Origin of the sequence: Micromonospora sp. LOL_021 (assembly GCF_048060215.1) — a bacterium.
GTDB lineage: Bacteria > Actinomycetota > Actinomycetes > Mycobacteriales > Micromonosporaceae > Micromonospora_E.
Genome location: NZ_JBHMIN010000001.1, coordinates 209,830 through 233,198, shown reverse-complemented (window position 1 = coordinate 233,198; position 23,369 = coordinate 209,830). Strand labels below are relative to the sequence as shown.

The following is a 23,369-nucleotide window of genomic DNA, read 5'->3' as shown; positions in this document are numbered from 1 at the left end:
CACCAGCACAGCCACTCCTTCGCCGTCGGCACCTGCGCCGATGGTACGGGTGATCCGACTGGTACCGCCGGAGGCGGTCAGCCGTGCCAGGAGCGCCACAGCGCGGCGTACGCGCCGTCGGCGGCGATCAACTCGTCGTGGCTGCCCTGCTCGGTGATCCGGCCCTGGTCCAGCACCGCCACCCGGTCGGCGTCGTGGGCCGAGTTCAACCGGTGCGCGATGGCGATGACGGTCCGCCCGGCCAGCACCGCCGCCAACGCCTGCTCGGTCCGGCGGGCGGTGGTCGGATCCAGGGCGGCGGTCGCCTCGTCCAGGATCAGGATGTCCGGGTCGGCGAGCACCAGCCGGGCGAGCGCCACCTGCTGGGCGTGCGCGGCCGACAGGTCGAGCGCGCCGTCACCGAGCGCCGTGTCCAGGCCGTCGGGCAGCTCGGCGTACCAGTCGGCACCGACGGTGACCAACGCGGACCGCAACGCCTCGTCGGACGCCTCGGGGGCGGCGAACCGCAGGTTGTCGCGCAGCGTGCCGATGAAGACGTGGTGCTCCTGGGTGACCAGGGCGATCCGGCGGCGCCGCTGCGCCGGGTCGAGGTCGGTCACCGGGCAGCCACCGAGACGCGCCACGCCGTCGCGGGGCACCTCGATGCCGGCGATCAGTCGGGCCAGAGTGGACTTGCCGGCCCCGGACGGGCCGACGATCGCCAGCCGCTGCCCGGCGGCCACCACCAGGTCGATACCGCACAGCACGTCGACGCCGCCGCCGTAGCCGAAGGTCAGACCGGTCACCCGCATTTCGCGGCCGGCCGGAGTGGCACCCCGGCCGCGCGGCTCCGGCGGCACCTGCCCGACGCCGAGCACCCGGGCGTACGACGCCAGCCCTCGCTGGGCCTGTTCGATCCACTGCAGGATGGTGTCCAACGGATCGACGGCCTGCTGCAGGTAGAGCGCGGCGGCGACCACCGCGCCGAGGGTGACGGTCTCCCGGTGCAGCAGCAGCCCGCCGACCAGCAACGCGGCACCGATCGGCAGCGCGACACTGGCTTCGGCCACCGGGAAGTACACCGAACGCAGGGCGAGGGTGGCCCGCCGGGCGGCCCACAGGTCGGCGATGCGGGTTCGGGCGGCGCGGATCCGCTCGTCGCCCAGCCGCAGCGCCTCCACCGTGCGGGCACCGTCGGCGGTGGTGGTCAACGTGTCGGTCAACGCGGCCATCGCCGCGCCCTCGGTCAGGTAGGCCGGCCGGGCCCGGCGTAGATACCACCGGGTCACCGCCACGACCGACGGCAGGCCGATCAGGCCGGCCAGACCCAGCAGCGGATGCAGCCAGAACACCGCGCCGAACAGCAGGACCAGCTGCGCGGTGGCGATCACCACCACCGGCACCACATCGCGGACCATCGTGCCGACCGTGGCGACGTCGCTGGAGCTGCGGGTGGCGAGGTCGCCGGTGCCGGCCCGTTCGACCACCGACACCGGTAGCCCGAGGACGCGGTGCACGAAGTCCTCGCGGAGCCGGGCGACCGCCCGTTCACCGAAGCGCAGCCCGACGTACCGGGCGAAGCGGGTGAGCAGCCCCTGCAGCAGGACGAAGCCGACCAGGGCCGCCGCCAACCGATCGACGGCGGCCACCGACGCGCCGACGGTGACCACGTCGACGATCCGGCCGAGCAGCCATGGCCCGGCCAGGCCGGCCAGGGCCGCGCCGACGTGCAGCACCAGGATGCCGGCGACCACCCAGCGTTGCTGGCCGAGCAGTTCACCGGTGGCCCGCCGGACGGTGCGCGGATCGGCCACCGGCAGCCGGCCGGACGGCGATCCATTTGCAGCTGACGGCCCAGTTGTGGCCGGCGCGCCCGCCGGCCCGGTCGCGCTCACGGCTGACCCGGCACGGGCGTCGACCCGCCGCCGGGGCCCGCGTTCTGCCCCACGGTCGGTCCGGCCGCGTCGGCCAACTCACCGCCCCGGGCGACCAGTGCCCGGTAGCCCGGATCGCCGGCCAGCAGCTCCGCGTGGCCGCCGATCCCGACGACCCGGCCGCCGCGCAGGTACGCCACCGTGTCGGTGGCCGCGAGCAGCAGCGGGGACGTGGTCACCAGCACCGTGGTCCGGCCGGCCCGCGCGGTGCGCAGCCGGTCGGCGACCCGTGCCTCGGTGTGCGCGTCGACCGCCGAGGTCGGCTCGATCAGGATCAGCACCTCCGGTTCCACCAGCAGCGCCCGGGCCAGCCGGACCCGCTGGCGCTGGCCGCCGGAGAGGGTACGGGCGCGACTGCCGATCGGGGTCGCCAGGCCGTCCGGCAGCGACGTCACCACGTCGTCGGCGGACGCGACCCGGACCGCCGCCCGGACCCGTCGGTCGCCGGCCGCGCCCGGCTCGTCCACCCGCGCACCCTGCAGGATCTGCCGCAGCGTGCCGGCGAACAGGTACGCATCGTGGTCGGCGACCAGGATCCGGGCCCGTACCTCGTCGAGCGCGACCGCGCCCAGCGGCACCGCGCCCCAGGTCACCCCGGACCGGCGGAACCGGCCCAGCCGGTCGGCCAGGGCCTGCCCGTCGCCCGGGTCGTCGGCCGCCACCCCGATCATCCGTCCGGCCGGCACGGTCAACCCACTGTCGGGGTCGTGCAGGTCGGCCGGCCGCGGCGGGGCGGCGGCGGTGTGCCGCGCCGCCAGGTCGGTCACCGGATCGGGGGTGAGCCGCAGCAGGGCCACGATCCGGCGGGCCGCGACCCGGCCCCGGATGAACTGGTAGCTGCCCTCCTGCAGGAACCAGACCGGGACGGTCAGCGCGGCGACGTACCCGTAGACGGCGACCAGCTCACCGACGGTGATCTCGTCGGCGACCGCCATCCGGGCGGAGAGCCACACCACGGCGGCGAGGAACAGCCCGGGGACGGTGACGGTGAGCGCCTCGATCCAGCTGTTCACCGCCGCGACCCGGTAGCCGTGCCCACGCAGCCGCTGCGAGTGGGCGACGTAGCGGTCGGCGAACAGGGACCGACCGCCGACCCCGGCCAGCACCCGCAGCCCGGCGACGATGTCACCGGCCCGGGCGGTGAGTTGGCCCTGTTCCCGCCGGTAAATCTGCTCGGCCCGGTCCAACCGGCGCAGCAGCGGGCCGAGCAGCGCCGCGACCACCGGCACGCCGATCAGGATGACCGCCGCGAGCACCGGCGAGACCGTCCAGAGCAGGACCGCGACCACCAGGTACGCCAGTACCGCACCGACGCCCGGCCCGGTCAGGGTGAGCACGTGCGAGGTGTGGGTGATGTCGGTGCCGCCGACGGTGGCCACCTCGCCGGTGGCGAGCCGGCTCGGCAGGACCGCGCCGATGCGCGCCAACTGCCGCGACAGCACCCCGGCGGACCGGGCGGTGGCGTCCTCGCGGATGTAGGTCATCGTGCGGTGCCGAAACACCCCGACCACGGAGATCAGCACCCCGGCGGCCAGGACGGCACCGACCCACCACGCCAGTACGACCCACCGGCCGGGGCGCAGTCCGTCGTCGATCGCCCGGGCCACCAGGTACGGCCGGCCGGCCAGGCCGACCATCCACGCCGTACTCAGCCCGGCGCCGCGCAGCACCCGCCACGGTTGGCGGCGCACCAGCCACCACAGGTAGCGCACCGGCCCCCGGATGTCAGGAATGCCCGGATCTGGGTGCGGGATCAGCGGCGGCACCCGCCCAGGCTAAAACGTCTCAACTCACGCCGCCGACGCATTTTCCCCCATCGGCCGGCGGCGTGCCGTCCGTCACAGGTAACAGTGCGGTGATCCGACGTCGATAGGTGGTGGTCGTGGGCATCCGGGTAAAGCTGTTGAGCACCCAATCGGCCCGGGAGTTCGACCGGGCCCTGCGGACCGGTGATCCACGACGGTTCCGGACCGCCGCCGGGCTGGCCGGCTCCGCGCTGGCGCTGGTCAGGGCACAGGATCCGCAGACCGGACCGTTGCACCTGCTCCGCGGGGCAGCCCTGCTGTACGGATTCGAGTACACCGGTGACCTGGCCGACCTCGACGAGGCGGTCCGGTGCGGGCAGGCGGCACTGCGGGTCGTGGAGCCCGATGGCGTCGCCCTGCACGCGCTGGCCCGGCTGCACCTGGCGACCGCGCTGCGCCGCCGGTACGAGATCACCGGCGACGACGACGACCTGACCGGGGCGCACCACCATGCCCGGACCGCGGTGGACAACGCCGAAGGCCCCATGGCGAGTCTGCTCGACCAGCTCGGGGTGATCCTGCGTCTGCGGTACGAACGCACCGGGTCGACCGCCGACCTGGACGAAGCCGTCGAACGCGGTGCGGCGGCGTTGCGTACCGCACCGGCCGGCGACCCGGGCCGGTGGAGCTACCTGACCAACCTGGCCGCGTCGCGGTGGGCCCGGTTCCGCGGCAGCGACGCGACCGCCGACCTCGACGAAGCGATCCGCTGCGGCCGGCAGGCCGGACGGTTGGTGCCCGCCGGCCACCGGGAGCGGCCAGCGGTGCTGGTCAACCTCGGTATCGCGCTGCGCGCCAGAGCCGAACGCGCCGGTTCGGACGACGATCTCGACGCCGCGGTACGAATCCTCGACGAGGCATCCGCCGTGTTGCCGGCCGCCAGCCCGCAGCGGGGACGGCTGCTGGCCAACCGGGCGTCCGCCTGGCAGAGCCGCTTCGCCCGGCACGGTCGCGACACCGACCTGGACGCCGCGATCGCCGCGACCGAGGCGGCCCTGTCGGCCGCTGGACCCGACACCCCGGACAGCGTCGGCATGCTGATCAACCTCGCGGGGTTCCGGGCGGCCCGGTTCGCCCGCAGCGGTGCGCTCGACGACCTCGGCACGGCGGTCCGCCTCGCCGAGCGGGCGCACGGCCAGCTGGACGAGGCACACCCGACACGGCCCAGTCTCGACGCGGCCCTCGGCTCCCTGCTGCTCGCCCGCCACGAGCGGCTGGGCGCCCGGGCCGACGTCGACCGCTCGATCTCGCTGCAGCGGGCCGCCGTCGATCGCGCCCCCGGCACGGACCGGGAGCGGGCCGGCTGGCTCAACAACCTCAGCACCGCGTACCGCCGACGGGCCGAGCGGTTCGGCGAGCCACAGGATCTCACCGCCGCCGTCACCTGCGCGGCGGAGGCGGTACGCGGGTTCGCGGTGGACGATCCGCGTCGGCTCGCCGCGCTCACCACCCTCGGCACCGCCCACCTGGCGCGCTACGAGCAGGGCGGCGACCAGGCAGACCTCCGGGCGAGCGTCACGGCGGTGTCCGAGGCACTCGCCCGTACCACGGTGGAGGGCCCGAGCCACGCGCTGCGGTTGGCGGTGCTGGGCAGCGCGCTGGCCGCGCGGTACGCCGTACATCGCCGTCCACCGGACCGGGACCGGGCCGTCGACCTGTGGCGGACGGCCGCGGGACTACCCAGCTCGACGCTGTCCGACCGGATCGACGCCGCCTGGCGGTGGGGTCAGTCAGCGGCGGCCGAGGGCGATTGGGCGGTGGCGGCCGACGGATACCGGGCGGCGGTAGGTCTGCTGCCGCTGCTGGCCTGGCGCGGCGGCAGCGACGACGACCGCCGGCACCAGCTGTCCCGATGGTCCGATCTCACCGGCGAAGCGGCGGCCTGCCTGCTGCATTCGGCTCTTCCGGCCCCCGACGAGGCAGTGGCCGACGAGGCGGCGACCGACGGGGCAGCCCTCGACGAAACGGTGGCCATTCTGGAACAGGGCCGGGCGGTGCTCTGGTCGCAGCAGTTGGAGCTGCGGGTCGATCTGGGCCGTCGGTACCCGCAACTGCCGGCTGAGCTGGCCCGACGGCTGGTACGGGCCCGCACCGTCCTCGACGGGCCGGCCTGAGCCGTTCGCCGGCCCACCGGGTGTGTCGTCGCTCACCGGGCACCGCTGAGCTGGGCCGCACCGTGATCGGGCAACTGGCACCGGTCGGGCAGAATCGGCGGCGGTCCGACGATTCGATCATGGGGGTGGGTCGACCATGGCATGGTCCTGGCTGGTGTGGCCGGTCGGGGCTGCCGTGCTGGTGGCCGCCGGATACGTCACGGCGACACTGCCCCGACGTCGGGCGCACCAGCACGCCCGGCGCGTCTCCTGGTCGACGGCGAGGTCCGCGATCGACGCCGCCACGGTCAGCCGCGACGCCGCGCCCCGGAGGGTCGCCGAGGCGGAGCAGCTGCTCACCCGGGCGCAGACCCTCGCCGCCGACCGGGGTGGGCCGGCGGCGGCCCGCGCCGCGACCGAGTACGCCCGGCGCGCCGACGAGCTGTGGCGTACCGCCGCCGGACCGGAGCGTCCGGCGTGAGACGCGCCGTCGGCATCGAGGTGGTGCGCTGGGGAGCTCTGACGGCGGCCGTCGCCGTCCTGGTGGTCTTTCTGCTGGCGCAGCGGCAGGACATCGACGTCAGCTACGGACAGTCGCCGGCCCGCGCGACGATCGCCGAGGGCAGCGCTGGCGAGTTGAGCGACGCCAGCGTGCCGTCGGTCGACGAGATGACCGCGCTGGTCGCGGCCGACCCGGTGGTCCGCCTTCCGGGGGCGGTCGCCGACTGGGACGACGACCGGGTGGCCGCCGTCATCGGCGACGCCGACGTACGAATCCTGGTCGCCCCGCCCGGCCTGGACGAAGCGGAACGCGACCGGGTCCGCGAGGTCGACAACGCCACCGTACGGATCATCGGCACCCAGGTCAGCGGCGGCTTCTACCAGGCGTACTCCACCGATCTGGACAGCTGGCGCGGGCAGTTCGCCACCGGCGACGTCACCGGCCTGCTGACGGTCCTGATCGCCGCGCTCACCGACCAGCCCGAGCCGCCGGACGAGGAAGGGTTCGCCTGGCGGGACCCGACCCCGGCGGAGCTCGACGTGGTCGTCGGCGACCTGCGTACCGCCGGACGGCACGTCGCCGACGGCGCGACCCTGGCCGACGCGCCGCGACCGGGCGCGGCGGACGCCTTCCCCGACGGCACGGTGCGCTACGTCGCCCTACCCCGGCAGCCGTTCGGCGAGCCGGTGCCGAACTACGGCCCGGCGCTGGCCGAGGTCTTCCCCGGCGACCCGGTCGTGGTGCAGATCGGCAACTGGGTCGAGTACCACGGACCGGCCGCCAACGAGTTCGCCGAGGTGGCCGCGGCCAGCTTCTACGGCCAGTTCAGCGACCGGCTGAGCCGCTACGACTACCCGCAGACCAACGTGCTCGACGCGTACCTGAGCCGGGTCACCGACGTGCGGTACGCCGGACTGTTCGACCGGCCGTTGCCGTACCAGCCGGTGGATCCGCTCCGGGTGGCGTTGCCGGCGCTGCCGTGGCTGTTCGCCGGCTGCGTGATGCTGTTCCTCGTGCTGTCGGTGCGGTCGGTGCTGCGCGCCGGCAACCCGGCCGGGCAGCGGCGCAGCGTGCGTGGCCACAGCACCGTCCCGGCCCGGCTGGCCGGGTTGACCGCGCTGGCCGTGGAGATCTCCGCGGTGCCCGGCGGTGCCAGCGACGCACCGCTGACCAGAGGCATCGGCAGGCTGGGGGCGGCCCGCGCCGCGCTCGACGACGACCTGCCCGACCGGCACGTGCACACCCTGCTCGACGAGGCGGAGGACGAGTTGGACGGCGCCGCCCGGCTGCTGGGCTTCGACGGTTACCGCCCGGACGTCTACCTGCGGAGCAGGCTCGGATGAGCCGGCTGACGCGGTTCATCGGTACGCCGTTCGGCCTGGCCACGCTGGCCTGCCTGGCGCTGGCCGGCTGGGCGTTGTGGTCCGGTGGTGTCCTGGACGGCCCGATCGCCCGCGACGTCCGCGCCTCCTCGGTGTACGCCGCCCCCGGGGTGGAGCTCGACGAGCCGGCGGCCGAGCAGGCGATCGGCAACCGGCGACTGGTCGTGCTCTTCCTGGAGCCTGGCGCCGATCTACGTGACGGCTGCCGGGCGACGGAACGGGCGGCGGACGGGACGCTGGTGCTGGCGTTGAGCCGGGAGGTCGACGACGAGGGCTACGACACGTACGGCTGCGCCTGGCTGCCCGGCCGCGACGACGCGAACTTCGGCCGGGCGGCGGTCGCCGAGACGACCATCGGCCGGGGTGCCGACCAGTTCCCCGACGAGCCGGTCGAGGCGGTCAAGGTAATCGTGGTCAACTACGACCTGCTGGTACGGGCCGACATCGTTCCCGACGGTGCCCGCACCATCAGCCCGTCGCTGCCGCGCTACCTGGTCGCGGCCGCCGCGGTCGCGGCGGTCGGCGTCGGCGCGGCGAGCATCTGGCTGGCCGCCCGGCGGGCCGGGCGGCTCGCCGACCGGCGGCGGGCCCGCCGGCAGCAGTTGGCGGACAGCCGCAGCCGGTTGTCGGCCGCCGCAGCCGTGCTCGGCCAGCAGATCATCGACCTGGACCGCCGGTACGCGCAGGTGCAACGAGGTGCGGTCGGCGACAAACGAGACGCGGCCGACGGCACCGGCGAGCGAGGTGACTTCGTCCGGCGGTACCGTCGACTCACCATGGACTACACCGACCTGCTTGCCGACATCGTCGCCGCCGACCGGGCCGGCCGGCCGGACGTAGACCGGCTCACCGAGCGGCTGGAGCAGTTGATCGGGCGTGGTCGCGAGCTGGCCGGCTCGCCCGCCGTACCGGGGAACTGAGCACATGCGCGGCGCGCGGCCGGCGGCCGGCGGTGGTCGGTGGGTGGAGATCTCCCCGGAGCGTCTGCGGGGCTGGCTGGACGGCTTCTACGGCCGGCACGACGGCGCGACCGAGGACGGGCTGACCCTGACCGGGGCCAGCAACGGCGACACGGCGACGCTGCATCCGCCGCCCGGCGTCGACGGGGTCAGCGACGTCGACGGTCTGCTCACCGCGCTGATCCGGCCGCCACGCATCGGTCTGCTGCTGGCCCGTAAGGGCGCGGTGGCGGTCGGTGTCGTCGACGGCACCGCCGTCATCGTGTCCAAGGTGGAGCGGCACTACGTGCAGGGACGCACCGCCGCCGGCGGGCAGTCACAGCAGCGGTACGCCCGGCGGCGCGACAACCAGGCGACGGCGGCGGCCGGCCGGGCCGCCGACGTCGTGGTCCGGGTGCTGCTGCCGTACGGTCCCGCCGGTGCCGAGAAGCCGATCGGCGCACTGGTCTGCGGCGGCGACCGGTTGATGGTCGACGCGGTCCTCGCCGACCGGCGGCTGGCACCGTTGCTGCCGCTGCGCCACCCGCACCTGCTGGACTGCCCCGAGCCACGGCTCGCCGTACTGCAGGACGCCGCGGTCGCCGCCCGCCGCGTCCGCATCCACCTGGTGCCGTAAGCCGGACGCCGTCGACTCAGGAACGAACGAACGTCGCGGTGCCGGTGTTGCTCGGCGAACCCGCATCCACCCCGTGCATGTCCGCCCAGTCCGGCTCCTGCAGGATCAGCGTCCACTGCGGCACCGGGCTGGCCGAAGCCGGTGGGTCGGCCGAGGGCTGCCGGGGTCGGGTCCTGTCCGGTCTGCGACGGCCCGCCGTCAGGGTCGTCGTCCCGCTCTTCCATGACCAGGTACCGGAGGCAGACTCACAGCCGGAACGTGGATCGACGTCGCCGCCGCCCGCTCGTCGCCCACAGTGGCCGTTGCGCCGAACGTACCTCGCCGACCGCCACGTCGGGCTGCAACCTGGGACATTTACCAGGGTCTACATCCATTGGTCCCGTCCGGTAACACTTCTCCACCAGGATCGGGTGACGACCCGACTACAGAAGGCGTGCCCGACGATGACTGTGACGAGCCGACCGATCACCGACCCGCCGGTCGGGGAACGCGCCGACCAGACCGGCCGGACCGACTGGCGCGGGTTCATCCGGCTGGCCCGGCTGCGTTTCCTGCTCTACAACCTGCTCCCGGTGGGGCTCGCGGTGGCGGTCTCGGTGCACCAGGGCTATCCGCTGCACCTCGGGTGGTATGTCCTGGCGCAACTGTTCGCCTGGACTGTCCACCTGATGACGCACTACTGCAACGAGTACTTCGATCTGGCGGCCGACCGGGCCAACGTCTACTTCACCCCGTGGACCGGCGGCAGCCGGGCCCTCGTCGACGGCCTGGTGCCGCCGGTGGTGGCGCTGGGCACCGCGTTCGTCCTGGCCGCCGTGGCACAGTTGATGATTGTCGCGATGCCGGACTGGCCGACCCGGTTGGCCGCCACCGCCGCCGTCGTGCTGGCCTGGTTCTACACCGCGCCGCCCGGGCGGTTCAATTACCGCGGCCTGGGCGAGGTTACCGTCGCGGCGATCCTCAACGGGCTGTGGCCGATGGTCGCGGTGCTGCTGCAGACCGGCACCGTGCCGGTCCTGCTGCTGGCCGTCCTCGCCCCGACCGCGCTGTTGCAGACCGTCCGGATGATGGTGATGAATCTCGGCGACCGTCGCTCCGACGAGCAGGTCGGCAAGCGCACTGTCCCGGTCATCATCGGCTACGACCGGGCGGTACGCGCCATCGTCACCGCCCAACCGGTCGCGTACGCCGCGCTGACCGGATTCGCCCTCGCCGGCTGGGTGCCCTGGCTGGTCTGGGCACCGATGACGGCGACCGCGGCGATCTCCGTCTGGCTGGTGCTGCGGCTGCGCCGGGGCGAGATGCGCGACCTCGACCAGCGGCGGATGACCCCGGTGGTCTTCTGGGCGTCCAACCACGTCTCGCTGATCGTCGGCGCGGCGATGCTCGGCGTCCTGCTCGACGCGGCCCGCACCGGCGCCGACAGCGGCGCGCTCACCCTGCTCGGCGCCGTGCTCGCCGGATACGTGGGCCTGTTCGCCCACCGGCTGTGGCTCGCCGGGCGGACCCGCCCGACCGGCGCACCGGTCGACCGCCGCTGATCAGAGCGGTTCGGGTATCCGTTGGTCCGGCACCGCCGTCGGCGCCGGACCGGCGTCGTCGGCCGCCGGCCCGGCGGCGGTCCCGGCACCCAGCAGGTCGTTGAGCACCTGGATGGCGCCGGTGATCCGCAGTAGCGTCTGCTGGATGTCGGCCCGCCTGGCCTCCACCTCGGCCAGCATCTGCTGGCCGGCCCGCAACTCGGCCTCCAGCTCGGTTACCCGCTGTTCCAGTTGCTCCCGCATACGTTCGTCCGTCCCTTCGATGGCCGCTTGTCACTCCTCGGAGATCTCGAACTGCCAGAACGTCCTTGTATGCGAAGCCGGCGGCAGTCCCGGGATCCAGGTCAGCGCGTGGAAGTAGGGGCCACCGTCGAAGTTCCTACCACTGTCCCAGATGTAGCTGTCAGAGAGCGTTCTGCGACGGATTCTTCACCGCCTACAACCATGAGCATCGGCATTCCGGGATCGGCTGGCACACCCCGGCGTCGGTGCACCACGGCACCGCCGAGCAGATCCGCGAGCACCGCCAACGCGCCCTCGACGCCGCCCACCCGGACCGGTTCACCCGCCGGCCACGCGCACCGAAACTGCCCGACCAGGCCTGGATCAACCAGCCAACCCAGCAGGACCAAACCGTCTCAATTTGACTTGACAACTACCGGCGCGCTGGAACGGGAACGCGACGGCGGTGCCGTCCGCAAGCCTGGCCAGCGCTGGACGGTTGAGAAGTGGCTGACCCGAAACGCCACGGTGGCGGGTTGGAGGAGGTCGACGTCAAGTCGCGTGCCGGACGGCGTGCGGTCGGCATTCCCCGGCCGTTGTTGGATGGCTCAAACAGCACAAGGCGATGCAGGAGAAGGAACGTGAGGTGGCCGCGCAGCTCTGGCAGGAAGGCGGCTGGGTGTTCGCCCAGCCGAACGGCAGGCCGATCGAACCGCGAGCGGATCACGAATCGTGGCGTACCGACCCGTGCGGTGATGGAGGTGATGGGCTGGTCTCAGATGGCGATGACGACCCGCTATCAGCACCTGGCACCGGGCGTCGTGTCCGGCATCGCCGACCAGGTGGCCGGGCTGCTCTGGGAGCCGAATGAGACGACAGACGACTAACTGAGACTGAAACTGAGACGACGCAGGGCACCGGGCATCCGGTGCCCTGTTCGCGTGCTGGTCAGAGTGTGGGCGCGGCAGGTTTCGAACCTGCGACCCCTCGCTTGTAAGCTCTGCGCGCCCCGTCCGGCAGGGTCCGCATACGTCTCTGACCTCGGGCACGGGTCCGTCACCTGCCTTCCATGGCTCCCCATGTCCGGCCTGGTTGCTGTCACCGCTGCTGTCGACAGCCAACCAGGCCGGAGGCATGAGGGCCCTCACCCGTACGGTCAGCTTGGGAACTCGCTCGGGCACCCACATTGATCAAGGTCAGCGCCTCCCGCTCCTTGTCGCCGCATCCGCGACGCTCCGCTGTTGTCCGTGGCTTCCCGGCGTGGCGGGCACGTGGCGGGCACGCGAGGCGACCGGATGATCGGCACGAACAGCAGCAAAGTACCCGAGGGCAAGCCAGTGCGGTCTTGGACTGGCGCGGCAGCCAGAGGCTCGGGCACTACGGCGGACACGTTGCCTCCGCTACAGGCCGCTGCTTTGGGCTACCCGTTCCCTGGGACCACCGATCGATCTACCGACAGCATATGCACCAGCAGTCAGACCCGAACCCGCACCAAACATCGCCAGCCCGGGCCAAATCTGGCCGCTATCCGCGTAATGCCAGGCGAGGACAACAAGCAGCACGGTATTGAGGGTTCCGAGGCCGATCGTTATGAGTTGGGCGGCCCACCTTCGAATATCCATGCGTTGCTCATGATCAACCCGCTTCTCTTCCAAGCGCATTTGATGTTCAGCGCGCTGGCGAGCAAGGTTCATGACCTCCGCAGAAATCTCAGGGCTGGAAGCCTCCCACTGCGCGGCTTTCTCCCACGGATCGAGCGACTCCCACTCGGCGGCACGCTTCTGAGCTACCATTCAGCGCGCTCCGACAGGAAGTTGCGGAAGAGGCACGTTGTTCGATTTCTGGGATTCCGGAGGCGGACCCATCAGGTTGAGCACATAGTCAACATCCGAGGTGGCGGAATTTATCCCAGCACCGATATCGAATGAGAGGGAGACCGCCCTGGATTTCGGACGCCTAAATCCTTGCCGAAATCGGGCCCATCGGCTTCCTTCTTTAAGGCCAGCCACCATCTCCAGCCTTGAATCATCGCCACCCTGAGCAACTTCGGGCGCAGCTGAACGCAGTTCCCACTCGAGGTAGCTACGCCTTATGGCGGCCCTTTCTCGCGCAATCAAGCGGTCTCGCACTGGGGATAGCCGTCGGAGGTTTTGTGACTTATCTCTACGTCGACGATATTCGAATTCCACTAGGAACTGGTCAAGCCTGAGCTGCTCCAGTGATTCATCCAGGGCTTCACGCTCGATCCATTCACGTCGCGGCACCCAACGGGCGCGCTCAAATAGCAACTTCAACTCGTCGCTCGGTTCGTATATTGGCTCGTTAAAGAAGATCCTCCTATCAACGCGTGACAAGGTTATTAAGCCAACTTTTTCAAGAGTGTTCATCATTCTTCTGACCGTGCGGCGGCGATACCCGTTTGGGACTTTTAAGCCGCTCACTCCAAGGCTTCCAGAAACACCAATTTGGTGTAGGACGACGACTGCAAGTTGAGTTATCGGGAAATCGGTAGACCTGGCACCATTCACCATTTCTGCCAGGTAAATGTTATCCGCGATGGCACGCATTGCCGTCTTGGCCGCATGAACATAGTCAGCGTCAATGTCGGCGCTTTGGGACACCGAGTCTCGGGAAGGCATACAGCAAGCGTTGCGGCTAGCGATAGTCCTGTCAAGAGCAGTTCACCTACGGGCCTTCCATCAGATAACCGACAGATCGCCGTCAGGCAGCCGACTGATCGTGACCGTCTTGCCATCCCGTCTGTCGCCGACCCAAACACCCTAGCCACGGTTTGCTCGGCTTGCCGGGGTTTGCGGTGGACAGGATGATATCTTCCACTAGTACCACCCACGACCTGGGAGCGTTGGCCAACCTGCTGGCGTAGCCGGACTCGACGCGGACCCGTCACGTGCTGCCAGCAACGCAGCTCCGGCGAGGCGCAGACCAGCGCCGACACTACGTTCGGCTACCCCACACAGCCAGTCGTGGACACGGGTAGAACCACCAACACCCTAGAAGACAAGTGTCTATATTGCGACAAGCCTCTGCCTACCCAGATTCCGATGCCAACCATAGCATGGCAGACATGCAGGCCGGGGAAGAAAAAAAGTCGCTCAATCAAGGTCGAGTGAGCAATGAAAACGACTGGGACGAGGTAGCCAGAAACCAATCTAAGCCATGGAACTTAGATTACGTGCGCAGCCTTATTTTAGATGCAGACGAGAAGCTGCACCTGCAAGAGATGTGGCGCAAAGCCGGACTAACCTGCGTCACCCTAGGAAACCTCACCCTCATCACCCTTGCCGCAGTCGCAACAACAAATTTACTCGATCAATTGTCGCGCTACGCCACGTTAGTCTACTTGTCGGCTTGCATCTTTCTTCTAGCATCCCCCACGCTTATCTATTGGCAATACAAGCGGACCCGAGCCACTCGCATCAGAATAAAGAAACTTCACATTGTGCGGCGCAGGATACAGGCAGATAACACCGACGATGCCGACCGCAAAAACGCCCTGCCAGCACAGAAACGGTACAGAGATGACGTCCCCGACCTAATCTCGAAATTTAGAGAGGATGCAGGTCGAACACGGAAAGTTCATAATCGATTCCAGAGCATCATCATCGTAGGATCGGTCACCACTTCCGCGATCGCCACGGCATCAGTGTCCTTTGTTCAGGCGAGATGGTTTACCGTAGCAGCCAGCGCCGCAGTAGGCTTGGCTGCAGGCTTCACTGGGTACTTCAAGTATCATGAGCGCAGCTTCAACTCACAGCAGACGGCGGACGCCATCGAGCGGGAGTACGAAGCCGTTGAACTTCGAGTGGGAAAGTATGCTGGCACAAAAGACGAGGCGGAAGCTTATGCCATTTTTGCGGAAACGGTCGAGCGACTGCGAGATGAGCAAAACAAGCGCCAGCAGCAGCTTGACCAACCGGTGGAAGTAACAAGAGATGAATGAGAAGCCCTCGCGCCCGCGCTGGTTACGGACCGGTCAGAGCCGGTAGGCTCAGGATGCACGTTACGTACATGGGCGCATCCAAGTTTCGTATATCTTGGCTTTCAGCGGATGAGTCCGAGAGTTGCCGCTAGGAGTTCTATTCCGGTGGACTGTGGTGCGCGTCGGGTAATTTCGGCGACCAGCGCTCGGGCGGCTGGCGCATACTTAATCTCGGGTGGCGCGGTTCGATGTGCCTCTGTCAGGGTGCGGCCGGCTGCTTGCATGTTGCCGATCTCCACATACATGCGCGTGATGTCGAGAAAGTGGGCAGCTCGGTGTTCGGCTGGCAGGTGTAGCCACTTTCGATCCCGTGTCATTTTCTCGTGTTGGGCGATCGCCTGCCGGGTCTCGCCGAGGCTTGCTCGTGTCACGATCTGAGTAAGTTCGACGGCGGTGTGATTGAATCCATGCTGCTGATTTGTCTCACGGCCTTCGGCATGTCGGGCGAGGTCGGCAGCTTGCCGTAGTAGCTCGCGGACGGTGGCCGGGTCGTTGTTGCTGGCAGCGGCTAGCGCCGCTTGTAGCAGCAGGGCTCCGCGCACCGATGTCCGCTCGGCTAATTCGATGTCGTCGGGTGGCTGGGCGATGTGGTGTGCGGCGGCGAGTGCTGTCGCGAGCGCTAGCCTGTTCTGGTTCAGGGCGCGGAGTGCTTGGGCGAGGCTCAGCGCTGCGGTTGCGGCGAGTGTGTGGTCGTTTCCGGCTGCGATGATTGCTCGGTCTGCGGCGATCCACGCGAGGTGTGCTTCGTCGAGCTTCACCAGCACCGAGGATGCGAGTCTGTATGCCTGGACCAGCAGGTCAGCTCTGGCCTCTGGGTGCAGTGCGTGAAACTGCTGACTGGCGCTCAGGAGGTTTGGAAGAATGCGAAGCAGTTGCGGGTAGTCTCCGTGTCCGTACGTCATCCAGGCGTGTTCTATCTGCCGTTGCATCTCGCCTGATCTCGGTTGGTGCGGATCTTCTGAATGAGCGTTGAAGGTGGCGTGACAGGCTAGGGTCGCTTTCAGCTTCTCCAGGCCATCGATCGCGCTGGCGTCGACCGATGAGGGCCCCTGCTCGTCAAGCAGTTCCGCTGGGTCGATGTGGAGTACTTCGGCGATGTGCTGGATGACGGAGACCTTGTCGAGTTTCCGTATGCCGCGTTCGACTTTGTCGACCCAGCTTTTTGATTTTCCGATGCGGTCAGCGAAGACTTGCTGTGTCATTCTGCGTCGCATGCGCCATTGGGCCACCCGACGGCCGACCGGTATCGGCGTCGCCGCCTGCCCTTGCTTGGTCGTTGTCACGGCAGTGGTTGGCGATCCGTGTTACCGCTTCGCTGTTCGGCCTGCTCGTTCCGGTTGGCCGGTCGCGGGTTGACCCATGGGATTTCACTGGCAGGGTGTTCCCGTTCCTGCGCCGGGTGCACCACGTCGATTGCCAGGTGTGGACGCTGGAACCATTTCCCGAGCACGATTCCTCCGTAGAGATTGAGCGGTTGTTGTCGCCCTTGCTGGGAGCCGTGACGTACTTCGGTGAACCGTCGAATGTTGGTCCGGTTGACCGGGCTGGCTCGGAAATGTTCGAGTACCGCTCGTCTTACGGGTGGGTCCAGCGTACGAATCGTTGGTTGAGGTCTTCCGGGTCGGTGACCGCGTCGGGGTTGAGTTTGGTGATGTCTCGGGTGGCGAGGTGGAGCATGACGCCCATGAAGGTGGGGAGTCCGGTGGGATTGTCGCGGAATTGGTTGATGAGGTCGATTCGGGCTTGTCCGCAGGGCCAGGGGTGGGCGCAGGTGCGGCAGAGCCAGAGTGGGCGTAGTGGTGTGTGGGTTTTGGGGGGTTGGCGGTGGTGGACGGGTGATTGGTTCGGTGGTGTCGTCACGAGTTCAAGGGTGTCGGTGTGACTAGCCCCTTGTCAATATGCCAGTAGCGGTTTGCCAAGTGGCGGTGTGACTAGTTGGCGTTTGAATAGTGTGCGGGCATGGGTCGCCACCTGTACGGGCCGCAGGAGCTGCAAGAGCGGCTCCGGGTGTCCCGTCAGCGGGTACAGCAGCTCATCCGACGTCCGGATTTCCCGGAGCCGTATGACCGTCTGGCTATGGGTTCTGTGTGGCGCATCGCGGACGTGGAAGCGTGGATCAAGAAGTTCCGGCCGCATCTGGATGAGCCGGACGAGGATTAGCCCGTTCTGGTGTCCGTGAGTGCGCCGGTGGCGTGGTGGATGGTGTGGGCTGCCTCCTGCGGGTCGGTGGTGGCGGTGTCGATGGTCAGGTCCGCGTCGACGGGTGGTGTCTGGTCCCATGCCGTGAGGCGGTCGGCGGTGTCGCCGGTGGCGCGTTCGGCGATGCGGTGTGCGGCGATGTCGCGGGGGCACCACAGGTAGACGACCAGCCACCGTGCCGTTGGGGTGGCGTCGGTGACGGCGTGGACGCCGTCGGGTTGGCCCATGTGCAGGACGGGGATGCCGGTGGTGAGCGCCTGGTCCAGGCCGTGGCGGTCGATGACGTAGGTGGCCCCGTACCGCTGGTTGCGCCAGATGATGCCGCCGGCCACTTCTAGGGCGTCAAGGTGGTCGGGGGTGGTCATGCGGTAGCCGCTGGTCCGTCCCCTGCCTGTTTTGAGTCTGGCGAACAGCCGGTAGGTGGGGTCGATGGCGGTAAGCCGTTCGGTGACGGTGTCCTTGCCGGCCGCTGGTGGGCCGTAGAGGATGACGCCCCGGTTCATGCGGTTGCCGCCGGCGCGGCCAGGATGGCGGACAGTAGCTCTTTGGCCTGCTTCTGCAGGGGGACGCTGGACGCGCAGTTGTCGATGACGGTGTGGGGTGCGGTCGGGCGCATGTCGAAGTTGACGGTGTCGAGGTAGGCGGGCCAGTTGGCGAGTTTGGCGGCGTCGCGGGCCGCGCCCCGGTGGCGGATGTAGGTGTGCATGGTGTCGGCGTCGCAGTACACCCACACGAACAGGGTTTGGGCGTTCATGGCGGTGTGGCTGGCCTGGATGCGGTCGACCCACGCGGTGTCGGTGAACTCGCGGATGAACGGGGCGGTGACGATGGCGCTGTTGCCGCAGGCGACGTTCTCGTGGGCGACCGCGATGAGGGATTCGTACTCGCGTGGCCGGACCTTGGTGAAGTAGTCGTCTGACTCGCGGTCGTGGGGTGACAGGCCGAGGAGTTCCAACGCGGCTTCGACGACGGGGCGGGTGATGGTGTCCTTGTCGAGCATGGGCCAGCCGGTTTCCCTGGCGAGGATGCGCCCGAGTTCGGTCTTTCCGCTGCCGGCGTAGCCGCCGATCATCACGACCCGTGGGGTGCGCAGGCGGATGTCACCGCCGCGTGTCTGGTTGGGGGCGTTGACGATCCGCTTCGATCGGGACTTGCTGACGATGAGTCCTTCGTCGCCGAGGATCTTCATCGCTTCGGAGATCGTGAAGACGCTGACGTCCCAGCGTTCGGCGAGTTCGCGGGTGGACGGCAGGGTGTCGCCGTCGCGGAGGACGCCCGCTTCGATCTCGTTGCGCAGGTTCCGGGCCACCTGTTGGTGCAGGGAGTCTGGTCGGCTGAGTCGGGGCTGAGGGGATGTCATGGGGTCCTCTCGCATCGGGCGTCTGTCCGCGTCTGTCCAGGAAAGCCTACCAGTTGCCTAACAGATGGTATGCCCATCTCCGCAGGTCAGAGGCCAATTTTGATCTTCATCCTGCCCTAACAGTTGACCTGGCTCCATAACAGTTGTTAGCTTCATGTCGCTGGTCACGCCGACCGGCCAGGCCGAACAGGTCTGTCGAGGTCACCGCTGTGTCTTGTGGAGGAACGCGACATGCAGGCACCCCCTGTCCCGGACCCGACCGAGGTCGGTCCCACCGCCGCCGATCTGGTGGCAATCGAACGTGAGTGGCCGTTGATTGAGGCCGAGTTGGCGTTGCTGGACGCGGAGATCACCGCCCTGTACGCCGATGGCGGTCCGTCGCTGCTTGACCGCCGTCGGGTGCGGCGCGCTGAGCAGCGGGTGATGCGGGAAGCCGCCGCCCTGGGCGACGTCCAGGCCGTGACCGCGCTGCGGGTGCGGAAGGCGGTGGCCTGATGACGACGCCCGCGAGCATGTACCCCCGCCCGGTGGCGGAGCTGTTGCCCGCCGCCCGTGCGATCGCCGTCCGCCTCGGTGAGGTTCCGTCGCGGAACCTGCTGATGCGGGAACTGCGGGTGGGTTCGCCGAAGGCGACCGCCCTCCGGGAAGCCCTCCACCACGAACAGCAGGATCAGGACGCGACGCGGGTCGAGTCCGCCGGTGGGCACCGGGGGTTGCACCTGGTCCGCGACACCACCACCGACCAGCCTGCCGAGGTCGACGTACCGGCCCCGGTCGACCCGTCGACGGAGTCGTCGCCGGTGTCGGCGGACCCGGTGCCGGTCGCCCCGTCCGACGAGTCGTCGGCCGGGTCCGGGGCGGACCTGCCGTCGCCGGTCGCCGAGGACACCGCGCAGCCGTTGTCGCCGGTGGCGGTGGACGGACACCCGGACACGAAGATCACGACCAGCGTGCCCCGGCCGGTCCGGTCGCCGGTGCGGTCGTGGGTGCTGTTGTTGCTGGCCGCTCCCGCGTTCGTGGCGATCTGGTCGGGCTGGGTGGGGTTGGGTGAGCTGACCGGGTTCGGTGTGGTGCACCCGCTACCGGGCATCTGGGATTCCCTTGCGGTGAACACGGCGATCACGTTGCCGATCGGCGTTGAGGCGTATGCCGCGTACGCGTTGCGGGCGTGGCTCGCCCCGGACGGGGTTCCGCCACCGGCACGGCGGTTTGCGGCCTGGTCGGCGATCGGGTCGCTGGTGTTGGGTGCGGCCGGTCAGGTGGCGTATCACCTGATGGAGTCTGCCGGGATCACCGCCGCCCCGTGGTGGATCACGACCGTCGTTTCGTGTCTGCCGGTGGCTGTGCTCGGTATGGGCGCCGCTCTGGCTCACCTGCTGCACACCGATCGCCAGCAGCGGGAGCCGTGACTTTGCCCGGCGGCGCGGCCCATGGCCTAGGAACCGCGCCGCGCCGCCGGCCCCTCGACCCTCAGCATCCGCTTCGGGAAGGACTCTCATCGTGGCATCCACGTCGTCATCGGACGAGTTGCCGTCCACGGAAATCGTGTCGCGTATCCAGCACACCCCGGCCGGTGCGGCGGCGTGGGTGGAGCGTGACGGGCGCGGCCGGCTGTTCGTCCGCTGCCAGGGCTGCACCCTCTACCGGCAGGTCGACGGCATGGCTCCCGCCCTGGCCGCGCTGGTCACCCACCTACCGACCTGCCCCGCCGACGCCACCGACGTCGATCCGGTCTGACCGGCCCTCGACCGGGCGCGGCAACGGCCGAACCGGCCGCGCCCGGTCCCTTCCCCGACTTTCCCCCCTTGGTTCTGGACTTTCTGTTGGAGGCAACCCCCATGCCCACCCCTGACGACAGCTACGACTGGCAGGCAGCGGAAACCGACCTCACCAACGACACCAACGGCAGCAGCGCCGATGTGGTCGACCTGACCGCCCGCCGCCGCAAGACGGCCGATCCCGTGAAGTCGTTCGCGGTCGACATCGACGACGAGAGCGACGACCGCGACGACGACGCCCCGGTCCCAGTCAACCCACCCCCTACCCCCGCTGGTGGCCGGTCCCGGCTGGCCGGTGTGGTCGGTGCGGAGCGTCGGCCGATCATCCCCGCCTGGCTCCGCTCCCGGACCGAACTGGCCAACGCCGTCCGCTGGACGGCAGGCCACTACACGCACGTCAGCCTCTATCACCTGTCCCGGTCGCCGAAGTACTGCGCACGCCTGGCGTGGCGGGCCCCGTTCGGCGTGGCCCGGCTGCTCGGCCACACCGTCCGGTGGGTCACCGATGCCGAGGGCATCCCCGTGCGGCTGGCAGTGGTCCGGCAGGAAAACGCCGAACTGTACTTGAAGCTGTCGCGGCAGCGTGACGTACGGGTCCGGTGGCGCGGCCTGGTCCTGACCGCGCTGTTGCTGCTCGGCATCCCGACCGTGCTCACGTTGATGGCGCTGGCCGGGTCGTGGCAGCGGTGGGCGATCCTCGCCGGTGTCGTGGCCCTGTTCGGTGTGGCCGGTACGCCGAAGGACAAGCCGCTGCTGGACGTCGCCGCTGTCAGTCCGCGTGTACGGAAGCTGTCCGCCGACGTCGTCACCCGCGCGTTCCTGGCGGCCGGGTTGTGCAAGCCGGACGACCTGATCACCTTCCCCGCCCCGATCATGCGCGACGGACCCGGCTGGCGGGCCGTGATCGACCTGCCGTACTGGACGAACGCTGACAAGGCCATCAAGAAGCGTGACCAGCTGGCCGCCGGTCTCGACCTGGATGAGGTGCAGGTGTGGCCGGAGCGGGTACGCGGCACCGCCGGGTCGGCCCGCCGATTGGCGTTGTGGGTGGCCGATGAGGACCCGTACGCCAAGGGTTCCGGCGCGTGGCCGCTCATCGGCAAGGGGAGCGTGGACATCTTCGCGCCGTTTCCGTTCGGGCAGGACCAGCGCGGACGTCCGGTGCCGCTGCTGCTCATGTTCACCTCCCTGCTGGTCGGTGCCATCCCGAGGATGGGCAAGACGTTCGCCGCACGCCTGCCCGTCCTGGCCGCTGCTCTGGATCCGATCGTTGAGCTGCACATCTACGACGGCAAGGGCGGGCAGGACTGGCGACCGTTCGAACGGATCGCCCACCGCACCGGCTACGGCGTCCGCGACGAGACGGTTCAAGCGCTGGTCGACGACCTACGCGGCCTGGTCTCCGACATGAACCGCCGCTACGACACCATCGCCACCCTGCCCGCCGACCTGTGCCCCGAATCCAAGGTCACCCGACAGATCGCCGAGAAGCGGTCGTTGAAGCTGTGGCCGGTCCTGGTCGCGGTCGACGAGTTTCAGCGCTACTCCGCCCACCCCGTCCACGGCGACGAGATCGTGTCGCTGCTGACCGAGCTGTGCAAGGTCGGCCCATCGGTCGGCATCATGATCCTGCTCGCCACGCAGAAGCCCGACGGTAAGGCGGTGCCGACGGACCTGCGCGACAACATCGGCACCCGCTTCGCTCTGAAAACCATGACGTGGCAGTCCTCGGAAGCCGTGTTGGGTGCCGGGTCGTACACCGCCGGCTATGACTCGTCGCGGTTCCAACGCGGACACAAGGGCGTCGGCATCCTGCTCGGCGCGGACGACTCCGGCTCCGTCGACGAGGCCGTGACCGTACGAACGAACCTCGCCGAGATGGCCGACGTCGAGAAGGTCATCAGCCGTGCCCGGGAGCTGCGGGAGCGGGCCGGCACCCTGTCCGGCCACGCCATCGGCGACGCACCCGAGGCGGTGAAGCACGCCGGGGACACCCTGTTGGACGACATCCTCACCGTCGTACCGACCGCTGAGGCGAAGGTGTGGTCAGAGACCGTCGTCGCCCGACTCGCCGAACTGCGCCCCGACGTCTACGGCCGATGGGAACCGGCCCAACTCGCGACGGCACTCAAGCCGCACGGCATCACCGTCGGCCGGCAGGTGTGGGGCACCGACCCAGCCACCGGCAAGGGAGCCAACCGCAAAGGCATCCACCGCGACGACATCACCACCGCCGTAACCAAGCGTGACCAACGCCGCAAGGCCGGATAGCCGCTCGCGGGCCGCTAGGTCTATCGGCGCCACCCGCTAGACCTAGCGGCACCGCTAGCCCCCGAAACAAACCCCTGCCAGGACGCTAGCCGCCTAGCGCCCCTACCCCCGCACGCCCGAAACCGCCCGTGGAGGCACCCCGTGGACCCGTACGCCACCCTCGCTAGCCTGCTCTGCCCCCTCGCCACCCTGGTCACGTTCGGTTACCTGATCACCTGCGCTATCTGGCCGTTCGGACCCTGCCGACGCTGCCACGGCACCGGCAAACGCCGCGCCCCGTACGGCAAGGCGTTCCGGCTCTGCCACCGGTGCGACGGCACCGGACGCCGTATCCGCATCGGCCGGCACGTGTGGAACGAGATCCGCCGCGAATACCGCAACGGCAACCACCGATGAACCGCCGCCGGCACCCGCACGGCGCGCACACCGACTGGTGCGCACGCGACCACCGCTGCGGACACGACGGACACCGCTCCCCGTCGATGATCGTCGACCTGCGCGGCCACGCCCGCGCCGTCCTCACCCGCATCCGCACCGGCGACGGACACGACCAGGCCGAAATCCGTATCCGGGTCGCCCTGGCCGACGCCGACCCCGCCGCCCGCCGACAGCTGGCGGTCCTCCTCGCCGACCTGGACGACCTGATCACCCGCGCTGGCCGCGCCAGGCATCCCCGGCCGCGCCACCACCGGCCCGCCGCCTAACCCCCATCCACCCACACGAGAGAA

23 protein-coding genes are annotated in these 23,369 nt (G+C 69.4%); 15 read left to right on the top strand and 8 right to left on the bottom strand.

Annotated features, from left to right (window positions below; genetic code table 11):
- Positions 1 to 77: 77 nt before the first annotated feature.
- Positions 78 to 1,793, bottom strand: coding sequence for an ABC transporter ATP-binding protein (locus ACFHWT_RS01105; protein ID WP_416592709.1), 1,716 nt, complete (start codon positions 1,791 to 1,793; stop codon positions 78 to 80).
- 77 nt (positions 1,794 to 1,870) lie between these two features.
- Positions 1,871 to 3,583 (bottom strand): ABC transporter transmembrane domain-containing protein, encoded by a 1,713-nt coding sequence (locus tag ACFHWT_RS01100; protein ID WP_416592886.1) that lies wholly within the window; start codon positions 3,581 to 3,583, stop codon positions 1,871 to 1,873.
- Between the two features lie 212 nt (positions 3,584 to 3,795).
- Between ACFHWT_RS01100 and ACFHWT_RS01095 the strand changes: the two genes are divergently transcribed.
- From ACFHWT_RS01095 to ACFHWT_RS01070, 6 genes are all read left to right on the top strand, one after another.
- Complete coding sequence (locus tag ACFHWT_RS01095; protein WP_416592708.1) at positions 3,796 to 5,832, top strand: hypothetical protein; 2,037 nt, start codon at positions 3,796 to 3,798, stop codon at positions 5,830 to 5,832.
- Positions 5,833 to 5,968: 136 nt separating this feature from the next.
- Positions 5,969 to 6,292, top strand: coding sequence for a DUF6403 family protein (locus ACFHWT_RS01090; protein WP_416592707.1), 324 nt, complete (start codon positions 5,969 to 5,971; stop codon positions 6,290 to 6,292).
- A complete protein-coding gene (locus ACFHWT_RS01085) occupies positions 6,289 to 7,656 on the top strand; it encodes a hypothetical protein (RefSeq protein ID WP_416592706.1) in 1,368 nt (455 codons plus the stop codon). Before ACFHWT_RS01090 ends, ACFHWT_RS01085 begins: the two co-directional genes overlap by 4 nt.
- Entirely contained in the window at positions 7,653 to 8,615 is a 963-nt protein-coding gene (locus ACFHWT_RS01080) for a hypothetical protein (RefSeq protein WP_416592705.1), read from the top strand. Before ACFHWT_RS01085 ends, ACFHWT_RS01080 begins: the two co-directional genes overlap by 4 nt.
- A 4-nt stretch (positions 8,616 to 8,619) precedes the next feature.
- Positions 8,620 to 9,270, top strand: a complete 651-nt coding sequence (locus ACFHWT_RS01075; protein ID WP_416592704.1) for an acVLRF1 family peptidyl-tRNA hydrolase — start codon at positions 8,620 to 8,622, stop codon at positions 9,268 to 9,270.
- A 443-nt stretch (positions 9,271 to 9,713) separates the two neighbouring features.
- A complete protein-coding gene (locus ACFHWT_RS01070; protein WP_416592703.1) occupies positions 9,714 to 10,811 on the top strand; it encodes a prenyltransferase in 1,098 nt (365 codons plus the stop codon).
- Here the strand turns inward: ACFHWT_RS01070 and ACFHWT_RS01065 are convergent, their stop codons facing one another.
- The gene (locus ACFHWT_RS01065) at positions 10,812 to 11,054 is read right to left on the bottom strand and encodes a hypothetical protein (RefSeq protein ID WP_416592702.1); all 243 of its coding nucleotides are present in this window, start codon (positions 11,052 to 11,054) and stop codon (positions 10,812 to 10,814) included.
- A 245-nt stretch (positions 11,055 to 11,299) separates the two neighbouring features.
- Here ACFHWT_RS01065 and ACFHWT_RS01060 point away from each other — a divergent pair, with 245 nt between their 5' ends.
- Complete coding sequence (locus tag ACFHWT_RS01060) at positions 11,300 to 11,458, top strand: hypothetical protein (RefSeq protein WP_416592701.1); 159 nt, start codon at positions 11,300 to 11,302, stop codon at positions 11,456 to 11,458.
- Between the two features lie 975 nt (positions 11,459 to 12,433).
- Here the strand turns inward: ACFHWT_RS01060 and ACFHWT_RS01055 are convergent.
- Both ACFHWT_RS01055 and ACFHWT_RS01050 read right to left on the bottom strand, forming a co-directional pair.
- Entirely contained in the window at positions 12,434 to 12,826 is a 393-nt protein-coding gene (locus tag ACFHWT_RS01055) for a hypothetical protein (RefSeq protein WP_416592700.1), read from the bottom strand.
- Positions 12,827 to 13,654 (bottom strand): hypothetical protein, encoded by an 828-nt coding sequence (locus ACFHWT_RS01050; RefSeq protein WP_416592699.1) that lies wholly within the window; start codon positions 13,652 to 13,654, stop codon positions 12,827 to 12,829.
- A 464-nt stretch (positions 13,655 to 14,118) separates the two neighbouring features.
- Between ACFHWT_RS01050 and ACFHWT_RS01045 the strand changes: the two genes are divergently transcribed.
- Positions 14,119 to 14,994, top strand: a complete 876-nt coding sequence (locus ACFHWT_RS01045) for a DUF4231 domain-containing protein (protein WP_416592698.1) — start codon at positions 14,119 to 14,121, stop codon at positions 14,992 to 14,994.
- Between the two features lie 101 nt (positions 14,995 to 15,095).
- On the opposite strand, the gene ACFHWT_RS01040 is transcribed toward ACFHWT_RS01045, so the two are convergent.
- Positions 15,096 to 16,262 carry a helix-turn-helix domain-containing protein gene (locus ACFHWT_RS01040; protein WP_416592885.1) on the bottom strand — a complete coding sequence of 389 codons (1,167 nt, stop codon included), beginning with the start codon at positions 16,260 to 16,262 and terminating at the stop codon, positions 15,096 to 15,098.
- Between the two features lie 730 nt (positions 16,263 to 16,992).
- Here ACFHWT_RS01040 and ACFHWT_RS01035 point away from each other — a divergent pair.
- Complete coding sequence (locus tag ACFHWT_RS01035; protein WP_278171234.1) at positions 16,993 to 17,193, top strand: helix-turn-helix transcriptional regulator; 201 nt, start codon at positions 16,993 to 16,995, stop codon at positions 17,191 to 17,193.
- Here the strand turns inward: ACFHWT_RS01035 and ACFHWT_RS01030 are convergent.
- Together ACFHWT_RS01030 and ACFHWT_RS01025 are read right to left on the bottom strand one after the other, a co-directional pair.
- The gene (locus tag ACFHWT_RS01030; protein ID WP_416592697.1) at positions 17,190 to 17,735 is read right to left on the bottom strand and encodes a kinase; all 546 of its coding nucleotides are present in this window, start codon (positions 17,733 to 17,735) and stop codon (positions 17,190 to 17,192) included. The two genes, ACFHWT_RS01035 and ACFHWT_RS01030, sit on opposite strands and share 4 nt — an antisense overlap.
- Positions 17,732 to 18,592, bottom strand: coding sequence for a GntR family transcriptional regulator (locus tag ACFHWT_RS01025; protein WP_416592696.1), 861 nt, complete (start codon positions 18,590 to 18,592; stop codon positions 17,732 to 17,734). Before ACFHWT_RS01025 ends, ACFHWT_RS01030 begins: the two co-directional genes overlap by 4 nt.
- A gap of 231 nt (positions 18,593 to 18,823) precedes the next feature.
- Between ACFHWT_RS01025 and ACFHWT_RS01020 the strand changes: the two genes are divergently transcribed.
- The 6 genes from ACFHWT_RS01020 to ACFHWT_RS00995 all read left to right on the top strand — a co-directional run bounded on the left by ACFHWT_RS01020 (position 18,824) and on the right by ACFHWT_RS00995 (position 23,345).
- Complete coding sequence (locus ACFHWT_RS01020; RefSeq protein WP_278171230.1) at positions 18,824 to 19,087, top strand: DUF6284 family protein; 264 nt, start codon at positions 18,824 to 18,826, stop codon at positions 19,085 to 19,087.
- Complete coding sequence (locus ACFHWT_RS01015) at positions 19,087 to 20,001, top strand: ABC transporter permease (RefSeq protein WP_416592695.1); 915 nt, start codon at positions 19,087 to 19,089, stop codon at positions 19,999 to 20,001. The genes ACFHWT_RS01020 and ACFHWT_RS01015 overlap by 1 nt, the downstream gene beginning before the upstream one ends.
- A 91-nt stretch (positions 20,002 to 20,092) precedes the next feature.
- Entirely contained in the window at positions 20,093 to 20,329 is a 237-nt protein-coding gene (locus ACFHWT_RS01010) for a hypothetical protein (RefSeq protein WP_416592694.1), read from the top strand.
- A 101-nt stretch (positions 20,330 to 20,430) separates the two neighbouring features.
- Positions 20,431 to 22,641 (top strand): cell division protein FtsK, encoded by a 2,211-nt coding sequence (locus ACFHWT_RS01005; protein ID WP_416592693.1) that lies wholly within the window; start codon positions 20,431 to 20,433, stop codon positions 22,639 to 22,641.
- Between the two features lie 141 nt (positions 22,642 to 22,782).
- Positions 22,783 to 23,037 (top strand): hypothetical protein, encoded by a 255-nt coding sequence (locus ACFHWT_RS01000; RefSeq protein WP_416592692.1) that lies wholly within the window; start codon positions 22,783 to 22,785, stop codon positions 23,035 to 23,037.
- Entirely contained in the window at positions 23,034 to 23,345 is a 312-nt protein-coding gene (locus tag ACFHWT_RS00995; RefSeq protein WP_416592691.1) for a hypothetical protein, read from the top strand. Before ACFHWT_RS01000 ends, ACFHWT_RS00995 begins: the two co-directional genes overlap by 4 nt.
- Positions 23,346 to 23,369 lie beyond the last annotated feature (24 nt).

Bases quoted from the DNA above. Each gene is read 5' to 3' on its own strand.
- ACFHWT_RS01055 (WP_416592700.1), bottom strand. From the start codon at position 12,826: ATGGTAGCTCAGAAGCGTGCCGCCGAGTGGGAGTCGCTCGATCCGTGG.
- ACFHWT_RS01080 (WP_416592705.1), top strand. From the start codon at position 7,653: ATGAGCCGGCTGACGCGGTTCATCGGTACGCCGTTCGGCCTGGCCACG.
- ACFHWT_RS01065 (WP_416592702.1), bottom strand. From the start codon at position 11,054: ATGCGGGAGCAACTGGAACAGCGGGTAACCGAGCTGGAGGCCGAGTTG.
- ACFHWT_RS01070 (WP_416592703.1), top strand. From the start codon at position 9,714: ATGACTGTGACGAGCCGACCGATCACCGACCCGCCGGTCGGGGAACGC.
- ACFHWT_RS00995 (WP_416592691.1), top strand. From the start codon at position 23,034: ATGAACCGCCGCCGGCACCCGCACGGCGCGCACACCGACTGGTGCGCA.
- ACFHWT_RS01090 (WP_416592707.1), top strand. From the start codon at position 5,969: ATGGCATGGTCCTGGCTGGTGTGGCCGGTCGGGGCTGCCGTGCTGGTG.
- ACFHWT_RS01030 (WP_416592697.1), bottom strand. From the start codon at position 17,735: ATGAACCGGGGCGTCATCCTCTACGGCCCACCAGCGGCCGGCAAGGAC.
- ACFHWT_RS01015 (WP_416592695.1), top strand. From the start codon at position 19,087: ATGACGACGCCCGCGAGCATGTACCCCCGCCCGGTGGCGGAGCTGTTG.
- ACFHWT_RS01035 (WP_278171234.1), top strand. From the start codon at position 16,993: ATGGGTCGCCACCTGTACGGGCCGCAGGAGCTGCAAGAGCGGCTCCGG.
- ACFHWT_RS01020 (WP_278171230.1), top strand. From the start codon at position 18,824: ATGCAGGCACCCCCTGTCCCGGACCCGACCGAGGTCGGTCCCACCGCC.
- ACFHWT_RS01025 (WP_416592696.1), bottom strand. From the start codon at position 18,592: ATGACATCCCCTCAGCCCCGACTCAGCCGACCAGACTCCCTGCACCAA.
- ACFHWT_RS01045 (WP_416592698.1), top strand. From the start codon at position 14,119: ATGCAGGCCGGGGAAGAAAAAAAGTCGCTCAATCAAGGTCGAGTGAGC.
- ACFHWT_RS01075 (WP_416592704.1), top strand. From the start codon at position 8,620: ATGCGCGGCGCGCGGCCGGCGGCCGGCGGTGGTCGGTGGGTGGAGATC.
- ACFHWT_RS01005 (WP_416592693.1), top strand. From the start codon at position 20,431: ATGCCCACCCCTGACGACAGCTACGACTGGCAGGCAGCGGAAACCGAC.